Source organism: Hymenobacter sp. CRA2 (assembly GCF_002007105.1).
Lineage (GTDB): Bacteria > Bacteroidota > Bacteroidia > Cytophagales > Hymenobacteraceae > Solirubrum.
In genome coordinates this window covers 308,400-324,155 of the sequence record NZ_MVBC01000001.1, presented here as the reverse complement: position 1 = coordinate 324,155, position 15,756 = coordinate 308,400, and the positions used below count along the sequence as shown (strand labels likewise).

7 protein-coding genes are annotated in these 15,756 nt (G+C 64.2%); 1 reads left to right on the top strand and 6 read right to left on the bottom strand.

Annotated elements, in window-relative coordinates; genetic code table 11:
- Positions 1 to 97: 97 nt before the first annotated feature.
- Together B0919_RS01205 and B0919_RS01200 are read right to left on the bottom strand one after the other, a co-directional pair.
- On the bottom strand, positions 98 to 6,553 hold the full coding sequence (locus B0919_RS01205; protein WP_139361823.1) for a BNR-repeat neuraminidase N-terminal domain-containing protein: 6,456 nt from the start codon (positions 6,551 to 6,553) through the stop codon (positions 98 to 100).
- A gap of 346 nt (positions 6,554 to 6,899) precedes the next feature.
- Positions 6,900 to 7,973, bottom strand: a complete 1,074-nt coding sequence (locus B0919_RS01200; RefSeq protein ID WP_078010363.1) for a hypothetical protein — start codon at positions 7,971 to 7,973, stop codon at positions 6,900 to 6,902.
- Positions 7,974 to 8,125: 152 nt separating this feature from the next.
- Between B0919_RS01200 and B0919_RS01195 the strand changes: the two genes are divergently transcribed.
- The gene (locus tag B0919_RS01195; RefSeq protein WP_139361822.1) at positions 8,126 to 8,896 is read left to right on the top strand and encodes a hypothetical protein; all 771 of its coding nucleotides are present in this window, start codon (positions 8,126 to 8,128) and stop codon (positions 8,894 to 8,896) included.
- Positions 8,897 to 8,938: 42 nt separating this feature from the next.
- Here B0919_RS01195 and B0919_RS01190 read toward each other — a convergent pair whose 3' ends face one another.
- The 4 genes from B0919_RS01190 to B0919_RS01175 all read right to left on the bottom strand — a co-directional run bounded on the left by B0919_RS01190 (position 8,939) and on the right by B0919_RS01175 (position 15,693).
- Positions 8,939 to 10,327, bottom strand: a complete 1,389-nt coding sequence (locus B0919_RS01190) for a LutB/LldF family L-lactate oxidation iron-sulfur protein (RefSeq protein WP_078010361.1) — start codon at positions 10,325 to 10,327, stop codon at positions 8,939 to 8,941.
- A 129-nt stretch (positions 10,328 to 10,456) separates the two neighbouring features.
- Positions 10,457 to 12,127 (bottom strand): M28 family peptidase, encoded by a 1,671-nt coding sequence (locus B0919_RS01185; protein ID WP_217700983.1) that lies wholly within the window; start codon positions 12,125 to 12,127, stop codon positions 10,457 to 10,459.
- A gap of 121 nt (positions 12,128 to 12,248) precedes the next feature.
- A complete protein-coding gene (locus tag B0919_RS01180) occupies positions 12,249 to 13,913 on the bottom strand; it encodes a M28 family peptidase (protein ID WP_078010359.1) in 1,665 nt (554 codons plus the stop codon).
- 88 nt (positions 13,914 to 14,001) lie between these two features.
- Complete coding sequence (locus B0919_RS01175; protein ID WP_078010358.1) at positions 14,002 to 15,693, bottom strand: M28 family peptidase; 1,692 nt, start codon at positions 15,691 to 15,693, stop codon at positions 14,002 to 14,004.
- Positions 15,694 to 15,756 lie beyond the last annotated feature (63 nt).

The following is a 15,756-nucleotide window of genomic DNA, read 5'->3' as shown; positions in this document are numbered from 1 at the left end:
ACCTCGCTCAGAGAAGCTTGCTGACCATCTTCAATACAAAAAGCCCGCTTCCATAACGGAAGCGGGCTTTTTCGTGGCTGCTAGCAAGAGCAGAAAGTTACGGCTTGACCAGCTTCACCCGCTGCGGCACGCCGCCGAGCGTGAGCTGCAACGAATACACGCCGCCGGGCAAGGCGCCCAAATCATCGAGCAGCAGCTCCGACGAGCCCGCCGGCACCGATACGGTGCGGGTGAGGACGAGGCGGCCGTTAAGGTCGTAGAAGCGTACCAGCGTGGCCGGCTGCGCTACGGGCGAGGCCAGGCGCAACCAGAGCTGCTGCCCAAACGGGTTCGGGTGGGCACTCAAACTGCTGCTGGGCGCCGCGCCGAACTGCACCGTCCGCGGGCCGAAGAAGGCTTCCTCGCCGGTCAGATCGAGCTGGCGCAGGCGGTAGTAGCGCAGGCCCTGCTTGCCGGCTTCGCGGTCCACGAAGTGGTAGCTGCGCGCGGTGCTGGCGTTGGGCGTCGTGCTGGCCACGAAGTCCAGCGGGCGGTAGGCGCGGCCATCAGCCGATACCTGCACCTCAAAGCCGCGGCTGTTCTTTTCCTGGGCCGTGGTCCAGGTCAGCAGCGTCTCCGCACCCTGGCGCTGCGCTTCGAAAGCCACCAGGCTGACGGGCAGCGGGGCGGCAATATCCGAGCCGGTAAACTCGCCGAAGGCCGTCAGGCCGGTTTGCGTCAGCGTGTTGGCGGTAGCGTCGAGCGTGGCCTCCTCAAAGAAGTAGTACAGACCCGTGGCCGGGTCGCGGCGCGACAGGCGCAGGCTGCTCTCCGGGCTGACCGTACCCAGCAGCGCGTCGTCGTAGTACAGGGTCAGGTCGTAGGTAAAGTCCGCGCCGTCGTTGGCGGCGGCCAGCTCCAGGTAGCTGTTGAGGTAGCGCGTGCCCGCACGCGGGCCGCGCGGGTTGGTGCCGGGGTAGTAGCGCGCCGTCAGCGTGGTGGGTAGCGTGCCGGCTGTGCCGTAGGTGATGCTGGCAATCAGGCGGTTGTTGAAGAAGAACTGCTGCGTGGCGCCCGGCGCGTAGCTGCCAGTGGTGGTCAGGGCGTTGGGCTGAACGGTGGGCGTAAACTCGTACGCGCCCAGATCCGGCGCGCCGGCGGCCACCGTGGTGGGGCGGGCCGTACCGCTCAGGTCCTGGCTCACGGCGGGCAGCTGCACGCCGGTGCCGTTCAAGTTGTAGCTGTCCGAGCTGGCCGGGTTGGGCCGTAGGTCGGTGGCCGAGGTGAAGCCCGGTGCCCCCGTCATGGAGCTGGCGTCCTGGCCCGACGCGGTGCGCAGCGCCGTCAGCGTGGCCACGTTGGTGCCGCTGGTGGAGCTGGTGCCCGTGCCGCCGAAGTTGCCTAGCTGGCCCTGCGTACCGCTTACGAAGTAGTCGTTGTAGTTCAGAAGCGTAAAAGCCGCTGCCGGCGCCGTGCTGTAGAAAGCGTAAGCCTTCGACGTGGCCCCGGCCGTTGGGGAGGCCAGCGTATTGACCAGCACGTTGTTGCGCACATCCAGCCCGGTGGCGCCGCTGCCCACGTAGAGCGCCGCCGACAGTGCGTTGCTCGTGCTGCTGAAGCTGCCGCTCAGGTTCACCGAGTTGTGGTACAGGCTGATGCCCCCCGGCGTGGTGCCCAGCAGCCGGATGCCGGTGATGCCCGCGTTGCTGGTGCTCAGCAGCGAGGTCCAGCCCGCTCCGCCGATGCCCGCCACCACGTTGTTGCTCAGGCGCAGGTTGCTGCTGGCCGAGCCGGGGCTCACGTCGATGCCATGGCCGCTGTAGCCGTTGGCGCCACCGGTTACGTTGAGCACCCGGTTGCCGTCCACCACGGCGTCGGTCACGCCGCTGCCCAGGTTCAGGCCGTAGGCGTCGGTGCCGTTGCCGGTCTGCGCCACGCCGTTGATGACGTTGCGCTGCACCGTGGCGAAGGGCACGTTGCTGGCCAGGTTGATGCCGTAGGGCACAGTGCCAGTGGTCGTGGCCACGTTCTGCACGGTGTTGCCGCTTACCTGCGCCCCGTTGGTCAGCGTGCTGCCGAAGGCATTGGTCAGGTAAATGCCCGCCACCGCAATGTTGCCGCTGCCGCTCGTGGCCGGGCCCACGGTGTTGTCGCGCACCACCAGGTTGTCGAGGCCGCCGGCCGAAGCATTGGCCGTGCCCCCAGCGAAGATGCCGTAGCCCACCGACTGAATGGCGTTGTTCTGCATGGTCAGCGCGTCGTTATCGGCGCCGGTATTGGCCGTGCCGATGCCGGCCGTGCTGCCGGCAAATACCCCGAATGTGCCGGTGAAAGTGGTGGCACCGCTCAGGTTCAGGTTCTTCAGGGTGTTGTTGGTGGCGCCGGCTCCCACGCCTTGGCTGGCCACCCATACCACGGCCGTGCCGGTGCTGACGCTGGTGTTGGTCAGCGTCAGGTCGCGCGTGGTGCCGTCGGTGGTATTGGCCCCGTCGAAGGTGACGTAGTCGGCCCCGCTGAGCACCAGTAAGGCCGAATTGGAACTGCCGCTGCTGCCCGAAATAATGGGCTGCACGCCGGCGGCCGGCTTAAACGTCACGGTGTTAGCCGCGCTGGCTCCGGCGACAGGCGCAATGGTTAGCGGGAAGGTTTCGCCGTTGGCGGCGGAGTAGGGCGTCGAGGCCGGATTGGTCAGCGAAAACGTTACCGGGCCACCGACGCCGCGGTAGGCCAGATCGGCCAGTGCTGCCGTGATGGTAGCGTAGCCCGGCGCCGCGTTGCCTTGCCCCACCAGGTAAGTGCCGTTGAGCGGCCCCAGAATCAAGCGCGCGGCCGCCGCACCCGAGAGCGTGGCGTTGTAAGCGGTGCCGGATACGCTCACCTGCGTCAGGGCCGAGGCTACGGTGTTGCCCGGTGTGGCCGTGCCGGGGATGTCGTAGGTCAGAAAGTAGTAGTTGTTGCCCGAGGTCAGTGTGGCGGGCGTGCTCAGCGTCAGCGTGTAGCCGGGCGCACCGATGCTGCCCGAAGTGGGTACCAGCGTAGCCGAGGCCACGCTGAACGTGGCGCTGGTGCTGGCGTACAGGCGGGCGTTGCTGACGTCGGCCGGCTGGGTGCTGCCCAGGTCAATGGAGAGGCTGTTGAGCGTCAGCGCATTCAGGCTGCCCGTAGTCTGTACGTTCAGGCTGGTTACCAGCTGGTTGGTGGTATTCAGCGTGGTGTTGTCGCCGCTTTGGGTGTACGTCACGGCGCTGATGCTCATTCCTGCGGCCGGCGTGAAGGCCCCTTCATCGGCGCCAATATCCGGGGTAGTGGCGTTGCGCGCGTTACCATCGAAGTCCACCGCTACGGTCCCGATGGGTATGCCGCCACTCTCCACCTGCGTGGGCACGGCCGGGTTGATGTGCAGGAAGCCGGCATCGGCGCCCGTGGTGCTCAGGAAGGGTGGGTTTTCCGTCACCGCCGCCGATTCGCGTGCGGGAGTGCTGCCCAATGTGGCCATGCGCGCCTGGTAGCTGGCCAGCGTCTGATCGGCGTTGGTGCCGTCGTAGTAAACCAGGTTAGTGGCCGCGGGCGTACCGGCGTAGTACAGGTTGTTGTTGGTGCTGCCCACCAAGTTGGCGGACGTGGCAGCCCCCGCGCGGCGCAGCGCTACGGCCAAGCCCGTGCCTTTGGGCGTCGTGAGATTTACCAGCACGTTGTTGCGCAAATCAAGCGGGCTTGTAGCAGCGAATAGCGCGCTGCTGCCAAAATTGGCGCCGCTGCTTGTGCCATTCAAATATACCGTGTTGTGATATACGTTCAGCGCCGTACCTGCCGTCAGGTTGATGCCAATCAGCCCATTGAGCGCAGTGCTGGCCGGTGCGCGCAGGGCGCCCACCAGGTTGTTGCTGAAGTTGCAGGTGCTGCTGGTGCCCAGCGCATACATGCCGTACACCGTAGCCGAAGCCGCGGCCGAGGCCACATCATATACCTTGTTGCGCGTCACGTTCAGCGTCGTTCCGCCGGCAAACGCCAGGCCGTAGGCCGTGCCGGTGGCGGTGTGGGTATGGTTCAGGCCACTTACCGTATTCTGCGTCACGTTCACGGTGGTGCCGCCCAAAACCCGGATGCCGTAGATGTTACTGCTGGCGTTGGCCGCGCTGATGCCGCTGATCTGGTTCTGACCAATGGTAGCTGACGTGGCGCCCGCGAGGTAAATGCCGTGCACGAAAGCCGTGCTGGCCGCGCCCACGCTCAGGCCGCTGATAACGTTGGAAGAGGCCGTCACCTGCGTTGGGCTGCCCAGAATGTTGATGGCGGCCAGCGTAGCCGTGCCCGTATTGCTGAGCGTGCTGATGTTGTTGCCACTGATGGTCACGTGCGTAACGTTAGAGGCGGTGCTGCCCTGCGTACCCGCGTAAATGCCGAACACACCCAGCCCCGTGCCGCTGGCCACGCCGCTGCTCAGCCCCGAAATCGTGTTGTTGCTGATGGTCGACACGTTGGTGCCGCCGTTGTCGCCGAAGTCGAAGTTGATGCCGTACACCGAGCCCGTAGCGCTGCTCAGGTTGCTGATGACGTTGCCGTTGATGAGCGCCTGCGGGCGGATAGCGGCACCCGCCGTCTGCCGGATGCCGTAGCCGATGGAGCTGCCGGCCAGCGTAATGTTGCTGATGGTGTTGCCGGTGATGGTGTGCACCGCCGGGCTGGCCGCGGGCGCGCCGCTGTTGTTGTAATAGCCGTAGAACGTACCGCTGGTGCCCGTACGGTTCACGTTGGTCACCGTGTTGTTGGTGAAGGTGATGATGGGCGTCGTCGCGGCGGTGGCCGCGTTGTTCACGAAGTACGTGGTGCCGGTGGTGCTCAAGGCAATGCCGTTGTTGTCCCACACGTTGCCGTCGGCGGCCCACGAAGCCAGGGCGTTGGTAAACAGAAAGCACTGAACCGTTGCCGACGAGCTGGCGGCAATGGTAAAGACGTTGTTGTCCGTGGTCAGAGCCAGCCCCGTGGCAGCCGCCTCGATGCCGCGAATTTCCGTGGTGGAGCCTGTGTTGTTGAGCGTAAATGCGTTGTCGCTGAGCGTGATGGTGCCCGCCGCGCCCGCCCCCAGGCGGATGCCGCGCAGGGAGCGAATGGCCGCGCTGCCGCCCGTACCGCCGGCGTTGTCCACTCGGTTATAGCGCACGCTCAGGTCGTTCTGGTTGCTGGCCTGAATGCCGTAGATGTCGTTGCTGCCCGACGCAATGCCGTTCAGGTTGCGCAGCAGGTTGCCCGAGCCGCTACCGCCCGCGCCGGGCGTCCCGGCTACGGTACCACCCACGTTGTTGCCTTGGTCGTAGTAGGTGTAAGGCGCGGCGTCCACGATGCCCAGCAGCGAAATGCCCTGGTTGGGGCCTTCGATGGTGTTGTTGGTAAAGACATTGCCGGAGTTTGTCGCCGCGGGCGTGAGCCCCGCCGCGCCGAGGGCCGTCAGGTTGGCGCTGGTGGAGTTGGCGCCGTAGATGCCGGTGATGTTGGCATTGGTGCCCAGCGGCCGCTGCATGGTCACCACGCAGTTTTTGATGATGTTGTTCTGGCAGCCGTCGGCTGTGGCCCCCGCGCCGGTACGCCACAGCGCGTAGCCCATTTCCATCTGCAGGGCCGTGGAGTTGTTGCTGCCCGGGTCCAGCAGGTCGATGCCGTCGAAAGTCACGTAGTCAGTCCCGTTCAGGCTCACGATGGCGTCGACGGTGCTGGAGGAGCCGCCCGGCGCCGTAATACGGGGATTGGCGCCGCTACCCGCCCGCTGAAACGTGATGGTGCTGCTAGCCGATGCCCCGCTGATGGCGCCGAGCACTACTTTTTCGGTGTAAGCAGTGCCCGCAGCCACGTTGAAAGTCGTCGCGCACGACACGCCGTTGGTATTCAGTGCCGCCGCCGCGCTGCCAAACGAAGCGAAGTTGGTAGCCGAAGCCGCCGCGCCCGCGTCGATGGTGTAGGTGCCGCACAGGCTGCCGCTGGTGTAGTCGAAAGTGGCCTTGAAGTTGTTGCCGAAGTTGCTGTCGAACCGGTCGCCCAGGTTGGTGGTGATGCGCCAGTACACCTCCAGCACGTAGCGGCCGCGCACGTTCAGCCCGTTGAGCAGGTTTACCGGCCCGGGGTTGTTGTTGCCCTGCGCATTATTGACGTTGGTCCATTTCTGGTCACCGGAGCCGTTCAGGTTTTCGCTGAAGGGCAAGTCCAGCTCCGTGAAAGCCGGCAAACTGCCCGGCGCTACATCCTGCCGGTACACGCGGTAGTTCAGCTTGGCGCCGGTCACGTCGCCGCCGCTGTTTTTGTAGGTTTTGATTTCGCCGCCGCTGAGTAGCAAGCTGCTGCCTGCCGCGAAGGAGCCGAAATTGCTGCCGGCCAGCAGCGCAGCGTTATCGGCGTTTTTGCTGCCGGCCAGGTAGCTGTTGCCCCCGCCGTTGGCGTTGACGACGGCGTAAGACTGAAACATTTCCGCCGTCTGGGCCCAGGCCGAGTGGCTGGTAAGCAGCAGTAACAGCAGCCACCCCGCCCAAGCGCCGGGCCGCTGGCCAAACAGATGACGTGGTAAAGGGAGTAAAGGTGTACGCATGAAGTAGAATGTGGTGAAGTAAAAGCGTTGCCAGCGGCCAGCCTCGCGGTTAGCCGAGCCGCCGGTCGGTCAAGGGGAAGGCCGCCGGCCGCGGGGTAGCCGCATCGGCGAGCCTAATGCCCGGAAAGTGTAGGAGAGAGGAGCCCGCGCCGCGGCGTAGGAAGGCCCGAAAACCTGCCCGAATAGGTGAGGGTGGGTGGAGCGAAGCAGGAAATTCAAGCGTAGCCGCAGTTGTGCAAGCTATTGATTCGCCTGAATATTCGGGAGAAATTCGGTTGGGTTTTTTACATCAATTCCTCGCTGAATGCAACGCGGCCTGGCCAGCGGGGAAGTACAGGTGCCGAGGTTAACTCTGCTTGATACTCCGCAACTCCGGCGACACGGTGAGGCGCGCCAGAAACAGCAGGGCCTCCTGGTAGCGGCTGCGTAGCTCGCAGTACTGTTGCCAGGCTGCGTTCTGATCGGGGCGCAGGGCCAGGCCTGCTTTGGCCAGCTGCTCCACGGCGGCCTCAAACTCCGCCCGGCTCGCTTCTTCCTGGCCGGTGCCGCCGCTGTTCACCACGTTCACCAGGTCGGTGGGCTTGCTGCCGGCGCGGGCTTCGAAAAACCGCTGCACGCGGTTCAGGGCAATGCAGCCGGCCTTGAAGCACACTTCCATCTGGGGGCTGCGGGCGTGCTCCACCGCGCTGAACACCAACGCGGCCGTGTCCAGGATGACGCCGGCGGTGGTCACCCACGAGCGGCCGGGCTGGGGTGAGCGGAAAAACGAGAGAATCGGCAGTGAGGTGTGGCTTTCCTCAATCTCAACAAACCACTCTTCCCAGCGCATCCACGGCTCGTCGTCGTGCAGGTGGCCCGAGCGGTGCAGCCACGTGGTCAGGGCCGTGGCCGAGCTGGGCGAACCGGCCCGCAGCTCCAGACGCGCTACCACCAGTTCGCGCCGCGAAAAGGACTGGTAAATGGTGGGTAGGTAGGAAATCAGCAAGGTGAGCAGCAGCAGGCCCAGGCCAGCTTCGGAATAGGAGAAGGCCGTGGCGGCCACGCCGTGCGTGGGTTCTTCCGAGCCCAACGTAAGCAACGAGCTGTTGCTGATACGGTAGCAACGGAACACGTGGCCCTCATCAAGACCCCAGAAGATGCCGGTGTAGGCTACCGAGAGCAGCCACAGCCAGAAGATGGGCAGCGCCACCAGGGCCACCGGCGCGTAAAGGGCCAGTACCCGGTCGCGCTGCCCGTAAGTGGAAGCCCGGGCCGCTATGGCATCGAACACCCAGCGGATGGCGCGGAACAGCCAGTTGTTGATCAGCACCGATTCGTTGCGCGGCAGCACAAACGAGCGGATGGCCGCAGACATTACGATAACCACAATGAATAAGCCGGCCAGGATTACTACGCCGTGCAAAAGCAATTCCCAGGACATCAGGCAGAAGCGTAGGCCATATACAGTAAGTACAACCTTGTACGCGCCGGCTGGCACACTGTTGGCAGAGGCCCCGGACCCACCCGAATGTGTGATGCGCGCGAGGCGTGGGCCATCTACTTTTGCCTAGTCATCTTTTTACGCCTTGTGTTATGTTCTTCTCCTCGTATCGTTTGCTCCACCAAGGGGCCTGGCTGGGCGGCACCGCGCTGATGCTGGCCGGCTGTTCCGCCTCGCGCGTATCCATGCAGGTACCCGCGCAACTATCGGCCGCCGCGCCCTTGTCCGTCACCGGCAAGCAGGGCTTCAAGCGCAGCTACCAGTTCGGCGATTTTGCCACCACCCAGGTCAAGCCCGGCTGGACGTCGACCAGTAGCTGGAACATCGGGCGGGGCTGGCTGCCGGCGCCGGTCTGGTACGAGCAAAGCCGGGCCAAACGCAAGTTTTCTTTTACCCTGCAACCCACCGGCGCGGCTGCCCCGCTGCAGGTGCAGGGCGCTTACTACGCCCGTAGTCAGGACTTAGTGCTGGCGCCGGCTGCTTCCCGCGTGGGCGTGACGCTGCACCACGAGGAGGTGTACAGCAGCATTATTCAGGCCCCCGGCCAGCAGGTGTGGCAGCTGGTGATGGAAAGCCGGCACGACGCGGGCTCCCGGCCGCAGTTTGCGCAGGGCACGCTCAGCAACGGCGACTCCCTGCTACAGGTGCGGCCCATTGCCCGGCTGATGCGCCGCGACGGGAAACCCATGACTTTGCCCCTGGGCGTGCCCATCGGCTACGAGTTCGTGCGGCCCAACGGCTCGGTAGTGGCCGCTGTGGAGCTGATCGGCCGCGGCCGGGTATGGCTAGCGCCCACCCTGGCACCCGAACTCAAAGGGCCCGTGGCAGCGGCGGTTACCTCCATGCTGCTGCAACAGGAGTAAATGCCAACGGCCGGGCTGCAGCCCGGCCGTTTCTCCTGGTTGTTACTTCTGCCGCTCCTTCCACAGCTGCCGGAACGACTTCGGTGCCAGCTGAATGGCTTCGCGGCGCTTGCTCCAGCCAATCTGGCCCAGCAGGCGGTCCAGCACCCAGTTTTTGGCTGAAGTGGGAGCCACGCCCCACATCCAGCGGTGCTTCATGCCGTACATCCACAGCTTAATGCCGCGCGCTTCCTCCTTGTCGTTAAGGTGCTCTTTTACGGCCTGTTGGCGGTTGAGCAGCAGGATGTTGTGAATCGGAATGCGCACCGGGCACACCGAGGAGCACGCTCCGCAAAGCGAGGAGGCGTAGCTCAGATGCTTGTTGTCAGGCATGCCGGCCAGGTGCGGGGTGATAACCGCGCCGATGGGCCCCGAGTACGTGGTTTCGTAGGTGTGGCCGCCGATGTTCTTGTACACCGGGCACACGTTCAGGCAGGCGCCGCAGCGGATGCACTGCAGGGCCTCGCGCTTGTCGGGCTGGGCCAGCAGGTTGGTGCGGCCGTTGTCGAGCAGCACCACGTACATTTCGTCGGGGCCGTCCTTTTCCAGCGGCTGGCGCGGACCCAGGTACACCGTGTTGTACACCGTCACTTGCTGGCCGGTGCCGCTGGTGCTCAGCAGGGGCCAGAACAGGTCCAGGTCCTGCAAGGTCGGAATCAGCTTTTCAATGCCCACCACCGCAATGTGGGTGCGCGGGAAGGTGGCCGAGAGGCGGGCGTTGCCCTCGTTTTCGGTCACGGCCACGCCGCCTACGTCGGCAATGAGGAAGTTGCCGCCGGTCACGCCCACTTCGGCAGAGGTGTACTTGCTGCGCAGCAGCTTGCGGGCCGTGTACACCAGCTTCTGCGCGTCGTCGGTGGGCTCGATGTGCAGGTGCTTGACGAAGATGTCGGCAATGTCCTTCTTGCTCAGGTGCATGGCCGGCGTCACGATGTGGTAGGGCCGCTCGCCGTTGAGCTGCACGATGTACTCGCCCAGGTCCGTCTCCACCGATTCCACCCCGTGTTTCTCCAGGAAGTGGTTCAGGTGGATTTCCTCGGTGGTCATGCTCTTGGCCTTCACCACCGTGCGAGCACGCTTGCGGGCCACGATTTTGCCGATTTCGCGCAGGGCTTCCTCCGCGTTCTGCGCCCAGATGACCTTGCCGCCGCGCCGGGTGAAGTTCTCCTCCCACTGCAGCAGGTACTGATCGAGGTTATTGATGATCTGTGACTTGCGGTAGGCGGCGCGGGAGCGGGCCAGCTCATGGTCGCGGTACCAGCCCAGGCCCGTCTGCACCGCGGCGTTGTACTTGCCGATGTTGAAGCGGATTTTGCGCCGGTGCTCCAGGTCGAAGGCCTTCTTATCGGAGTCGAGCAGAAACTGGGCAGATTTGGTCGCGGTACTAGGCATGGCAGCACAAGGTCAAACGGTCGGACAACTACTAAGTACAACATAAAAGTGCGGAAGTCCGCGGAGGGTTTGTGCTCCGTGGGCTTCCGCACGCATCTAAGTAAGCTGGTTGGCTAGGCCGAAACGCGCTTAGGGTCTGTTGGAATCTACCACCGGGCGCTGCTCGCGGTTGGCCAGCTCCCAGGCGGTGTAGAACACCAGCCGCGCGCGTTCGGCCAGCTTGTCGAACTCAATCTTGTCCACGTCGTCGGTGGCTTTGTGGTAGTCCTGGTGCAGGCCGCTGGTGTAGAAGATGACCGGCACGCCGTTGCGGGCGAAGTTGTAGTGGTCGGAGCGGTAGTAGAGCTTCTCCTGGTCGTTCGGGTCGTTGTAGAAGTAGTCGAGCTTGAGCTTGGCGTAGGTGGCGTTGGCCGCTTCGCTGAGCGCGTGCAGCTGCGAGCTGAGCTTGTCCGAGCCGATGAGGTAGAGGTAGCGGTCGGCGGGCTTGTGGCGCGGGTCGGTGCGGCCCACCATGTCGATGTTCAGATCGGCCACGGTCTGGGCGAGCGGAAACACCGGGTGGCCGGTGTAGTACTCCGAGCCGAGCAGGCCACGCTCTTCGCCGGCATTGAGCAGAAACAAAATGCTGCGCCGCGGCCCGCGGCCTTCGGCTTTGGCCTGAGCAAAAGCCTGCGCCATTTCCAGCACCGACACCGTGCCCGAGCCGTCGTCGTCGGCCCCGTTGTAAATGGTGTCGTGCTGAATGCCCACGTGGTCGTAGTGCGCCGATACCACCAGCACTTCGTCCTTTTTGTCGGAGCCTTCGAGGTAGCCCAGCACGTCTTCGGAGGCCAGCTCGGTGCGCTCCTGCGGGTGATACAAGCTGAACGACTGCGCCCGGAAAGCGGCCGACGGGGGCGTTTGGCCGCTGAAGCTGCCGAAGATGTACTTGCCCAGTGCGTCGTAGGTGGTATTCAGTAGTGCCAGCCCTACATCCACCGAGGTGAGGTACAGATCAATGCCGCTTGGGGGTGCATCGGTGAGCATGAAGCCCGTCATGGGCTGGGGTACGCGCTCGGTTAGCTCGTAGGTCGGTTCGGCCAGCTGCGCGGCCATTTCGGCGGCCATGGGCTGGAAGCTGCTACCACCCGCGAAGGTGATGACCACTACGCTGCGGGCACCCTTGTCGCGGGCCAGAGCCGCTTTGCGGAAAGCCGAACTCCACTCTGTTTCCTGCTTCGAGCCCGAGAGCAGGTAGTGGCCCCGCTCGTCTACCGGTTCGCCCTGCAGCAGCACCACGTCCTTGCCTTTCACGTCGAGGCCGGCGTAGTCGTTGTAGCGCTCCGTCTCGATGCCGAAGCCCAGAAAGACCGGGTCGGCCTTGGCTTCCGTCAGAAACGCGGAGGGGCCGAAGGCCACGTAGTCGCGGCCGTCGGTGTAGGTGCGGGCGCCCACGCGCAGGGCGCCCGCACCGGTCGGCGCAAATTTTACCACGCCGAAGGGCAGCAGGTAAGGGTTGGCGCCGTTGCTCGTCGGGCCGCGCAGGCCCAGCGCAGCGAACTGCTTGGATAAGTACTCAGCGGCCATTTTCTGGCCTTTTTCGCCCGTAGCCCGGCCCTCGTAGGCATCGGAGGCCAGCACGCTCAGGTGCTGGCGCAGGTCGGCGGCGGTGATGGTGGCCGCGTAGGTAGTGGGGGCACCGCCGGTGGCCGGCGCGGCAGTGCCGGCCGGTGCAGCCTTGGGCGCGGCAGTTTTGGTCTTGGTTTTCACCTTGCGCTGCGCCGCCGCCGGCGAGGCGGCCAGCACAGCGCCAGCTAACAAAAGCGGAAGAAAGAAGCGGTGGAGCATTAGCAGCACGCGAGTAGGATAGGGGGCAGTAAAAACGGAATGGCCGATTGCTGGAGGGCATCCGGCAATCGGCCATTGCACGCGTAATCACCAATTACGGCTTATTCGAGTCCACGACAATGCGGTTGTCGCGGTTGACCAGCTCCCAGGCGGTGTGAAACACCAACTGCCCGCGCTTGGCCATGAGCGGAAACTCAATCTTGTCCACGTCGTCGGTGGCCTGGTGGTAGTCGGCGTGGTCCCCGGTGGTGTAGAAGATGACCGGCACCTTGTGCTTGGCGAAGTTGTAGTGGTCGGAGCGGTAGTACACGCGCTCCGGGTCGTTGGGGTCGTTGTAGCGGTAGCCCAGGTCCAGCTGCGTGTACTGCTTGTTCATCTGCTCGTTGATGGTGTGCAGCTCCGAGCTGAGCTTATCCGAGCCCACCAGCTCCACGTACTGGTCGCCGGCTTTGTGCTTGTCGTCGATGCGGCCGATCATGTCCATGTTCAGGTCGGCAACGGTCTGGGCAAGCGGAAACACGGGGTTGTCCGTGTAGTACTCCGAGCCGAACAGGCCTTCTTCCTCACCGGTCACCGTCAGGAACAGAATGCTGCGGCGCGGACCGTGCCCGTCCTTTTTGGCCTGAACGAAGGCCTGGGCCAGCTCTATCACCGATACCGTACCCGAGCCGTCGTCGTCGGCCCCGTTGTACACCTTGCCGTCCTTGATGCCCAGGTGGTCGTAGTGCGCTGATACCACCAGCAGCTCGTCTTTCTTGTCCGAGCCCTCGAGGTAGCCCATCACGTTTTCGGTGGAGAAGGTTTCCACCTTGCGTGGGGCGCGTACCGTCACTTTCGTGGGCTTGAAGGGTGACTTTACTGGCTGCCCGGCGGCGCCCGTGGCGGCCTGGTACTTGGCCACAGCTTCGGCGTTGGTGCGCAGCAGCTCGTAGCCCACGGCCGGCGACACCGAGAACGACGCGGCGCGGGCCGGGGCCTGCTTGCCCACGAAGTTCATGCGCGGCTGGCTCAGGTAGGGCTTGATGCGGCCCAGAAACTGCGTAAACTTCTCCGCGTCGGGGTTGATGACGAAGATGGAGCGCGGGTTCTTGCGCATGGCCAGCGACTCCTTGGCCCGGCCATCGGCCCACTTGCTGGGCTTACCGTCCTTGCCGAGCAGCGGCTTGCCGTCTTTCATCGGCTCCCCGCCCAGCATGATAATGTCCTTGCCCGTCACATCGAGGCCGGCGTAGTCGTTGTAGCTGCCTTCTTCGATTCCGTAGCCCACGAATACCGGCTCCAGCGTGGCGGCCTGGGTGAAGACGGGGCTGCCGCCCACATAGTAGTCTTCCAGCGGCTTGAAGCTTTTCTTGCCGATCTGCAGCTGCATCTGGTCGTAGGCCCAGCTGCTGCGCTCCATGGTAAAGTGCTGGATGTAGGCGTTGTCCGAGTTCTGCACCGGGCCCGTCAGGCCGAGGTCGGCAAACTGCTTGGCAATATATTCGGCGGCCATCTTCTGGCCTTTCTGCCCTGTTTCGCGGCCCTCGTAGGCGTCGGAGGCCAGGATGGTGAGGTGCTGGCGCAGGTCCTCGGGCGTGATGGTGCTGGCGTAGGTCACCGACCAGTCGGTGGGCGCCGGAGCGGCGGTTGGAGCAGGCGCGGACGCTTTTTCCGTCTTGGTCTTAACCTTGGTTTTGACTTTGGCCTGGGCAAACGCCCCGGGGGGCGTCGTGGCCACGACGCCGGCCAGCGCCAGCGCGGATAGTAAGGATTTGTGCATCTAAAAGAATGACTAGATAGCTAAACGGCTAAATGGCTGGTGGTTTTGGTTTCAGAACCACCAGCCATCTAACCATTCGGCCGTTCAATTAGGGTTTGTTCGAGTCCACCACGATGCGGTTGTCGCGGTTGGCCAGCTCCCAGGCCGAGTAGAATACCAGGCGGGCGCGCTTCTCCATCTTCGCAAACTCAATCTTGTCCACCTCGTCGCCGGCACCGTGGTAGTCGGGGTGCACCCCGTTGAAGAAGAAAGCCACCGGGATTTTGTGCTTGGCGAAGTTGTAGTGGTCGGAGCGGTAGTAGAAGCGGTTCGGGTCGCCGGGGTCGTTGAAGCGGTAGTCCAGGTCAATGGGACCGTACTGCTTGTTGGCGTTTTCCACGATGGTGTGCAGCTCCGAGGAGAGCTTGTCCGAGCCGATGACGTACACGTAGTCGCCTTTGCCCTCGTGCTCCTTATCGGTGCGGCCCACCATGTCGATGTTCAGGTCGGCGATGGTGCGCTCCAGCGGGAAGATGGGGTGGTCGGTGTAGTACTCCGAGCCCAGCAGGCCCTTTTCCTCGCCGGTCACCGTCAGGAACAAGATGCTGCGGCGCGGGCCGTGCCCGTCCTTCTTGGCCTGGGTGAAGGCTTCGGCCATTTCCAGCACCGATACCGTGCCCGAGCCGTCGTCGTCGGCGCCGTTGTGCACCTCGCCGCCGATGATGCCGATGTGGTCGTAGTGGGCCGACACCACCAGGATTTCATCCTTTTTGTCCGAGCCTTCCAGGAAGCCCAGCACGTTTTCGGTGGTGAAGTTCTCGCGCTTTTTCGGAGCCGTTACCGTGAAGGAGGCCGGCTTAAAGGAGCTGGCCGGTTTGCCCGTGGTGGTCTGACCGGCGGCCGTTTCGTACTTGCGCAGGGCAGCCTCGGTGGTGCCCAGCAGCTTGTAGCCCACCGCCGGCGACACGAAGAACGTGGCGGCGCGGGCGTCCTTCTTGTCCATGAAGCTGATGCTCGGCCGGCTCAGGTAAGGCGCCATGCGCGCCGTCGTCTTGCCGAAGTCATCCTTGGGGTTGAAGTTGACGAAGAACACCGAGCGGGCACCTTTCTGGTTAGCCAGGGCCGACTTAGCGCGGTAGTCGTTGCCCCATTTGGTGGGGTTGCCGTCCTTGCTGAGCACGGGTTTGCCGTCCTTTTGCGGCTCGCCCATCAGCACCACCAGGTCCTTGCCTTTCACGTCGAGGCCGGCGTAGTCGTTGTAGCCGCCTTCTTCGATGCCGTAGCCCACAAATACCGGCTGCACGGTAGTGGCCTGCTCGAAGGGCGAGTTGCCGTAGGCGTAGAAGTCTTTCAGCCACTGGTAGCTCTGGCTGCCCACTTTCAGGGTAGCGGTGCCGGGCCAGGTGCTGCGCTCCATGGTGAAGTGCTGCAGGTAGGGGTTGTCCGAGTTCTGCACCGGGCCCACCAAGCCCAATTCCTTGAAGCGGTTGGCAATGTAGTCGGCGGCCATCTTCTGGCCTTTCTCGCCGGTTTCGCGGCCTTCATAGGCATCCGAGGCCAGCACGGTGAGGTGCTTGGTCAGGTCTGCCTGATTGATGCCGGAAGCATAGGTCATGGCGTGGTCCACCGGCACGGGGGCCTGGCGGCCCGGGCCGGGCGCGGCGGTAGCCGGGGCCTCGGTTTTGTCCTTGTCCTTGCGCTTGACCTTGATTTTGCCCTTGCTGGGCGCGTCCTGAGCCACGGCCGGGCCGGCCACCAGGGCCGCCGCGAGCAGCAGCGCGGGCATGAGTTTGTGCGACATACTAATGGAGAAGCTGCCCACCCAGGCAGCCGGGTTGTGGTGAGGAATGGGAGTGAAGTAGCG

Coding starts and splice junctions, on each gene's coding strand:
- B0919_RS01205 (WP_139361823.1), bottom strand. CDS start 6,553: ATGCGTACACCTTTACTCCCTTTACCACGTCATCTGTTTGGCCAGCGG.
- B0919_RS01200 (WP_078010363.1), bottom strand. CDS start 7,973: ATGTCCTGGGAATTGCTTTTGCACGGCGTAGTAATCCTGGCCGGCTTA.
- B0919_RS01195 (WP_139361822.1), top strand. CDS start 8,126: ATGTTCTTCTCCTCGTATCGTTTGCTCCACCAAGGGGCCTGGCTGGGC.
- B0919_RS01190 (WP_078010361.1), bottom strand. CDS start 10,327: ATGCCTAGTACCGCGACCAAATCTGCCCAGTTTCTGCTCGACTCCGAT.
- B0919_RS01180 (WP_078010359.1), bottom strand. CDS start 13,913: ATGCACAAATCCTTACTATCCGCGCTGGCGCTGGCCGGCGTCGTGGCC.
- B0919_RS01175 (WP_078010358.1), bottom strand. CDS start 15,693: ATGTCGCACAAACTCATGCCCGCGCTGCTGCTCGCGGCGGCCCTGGTG.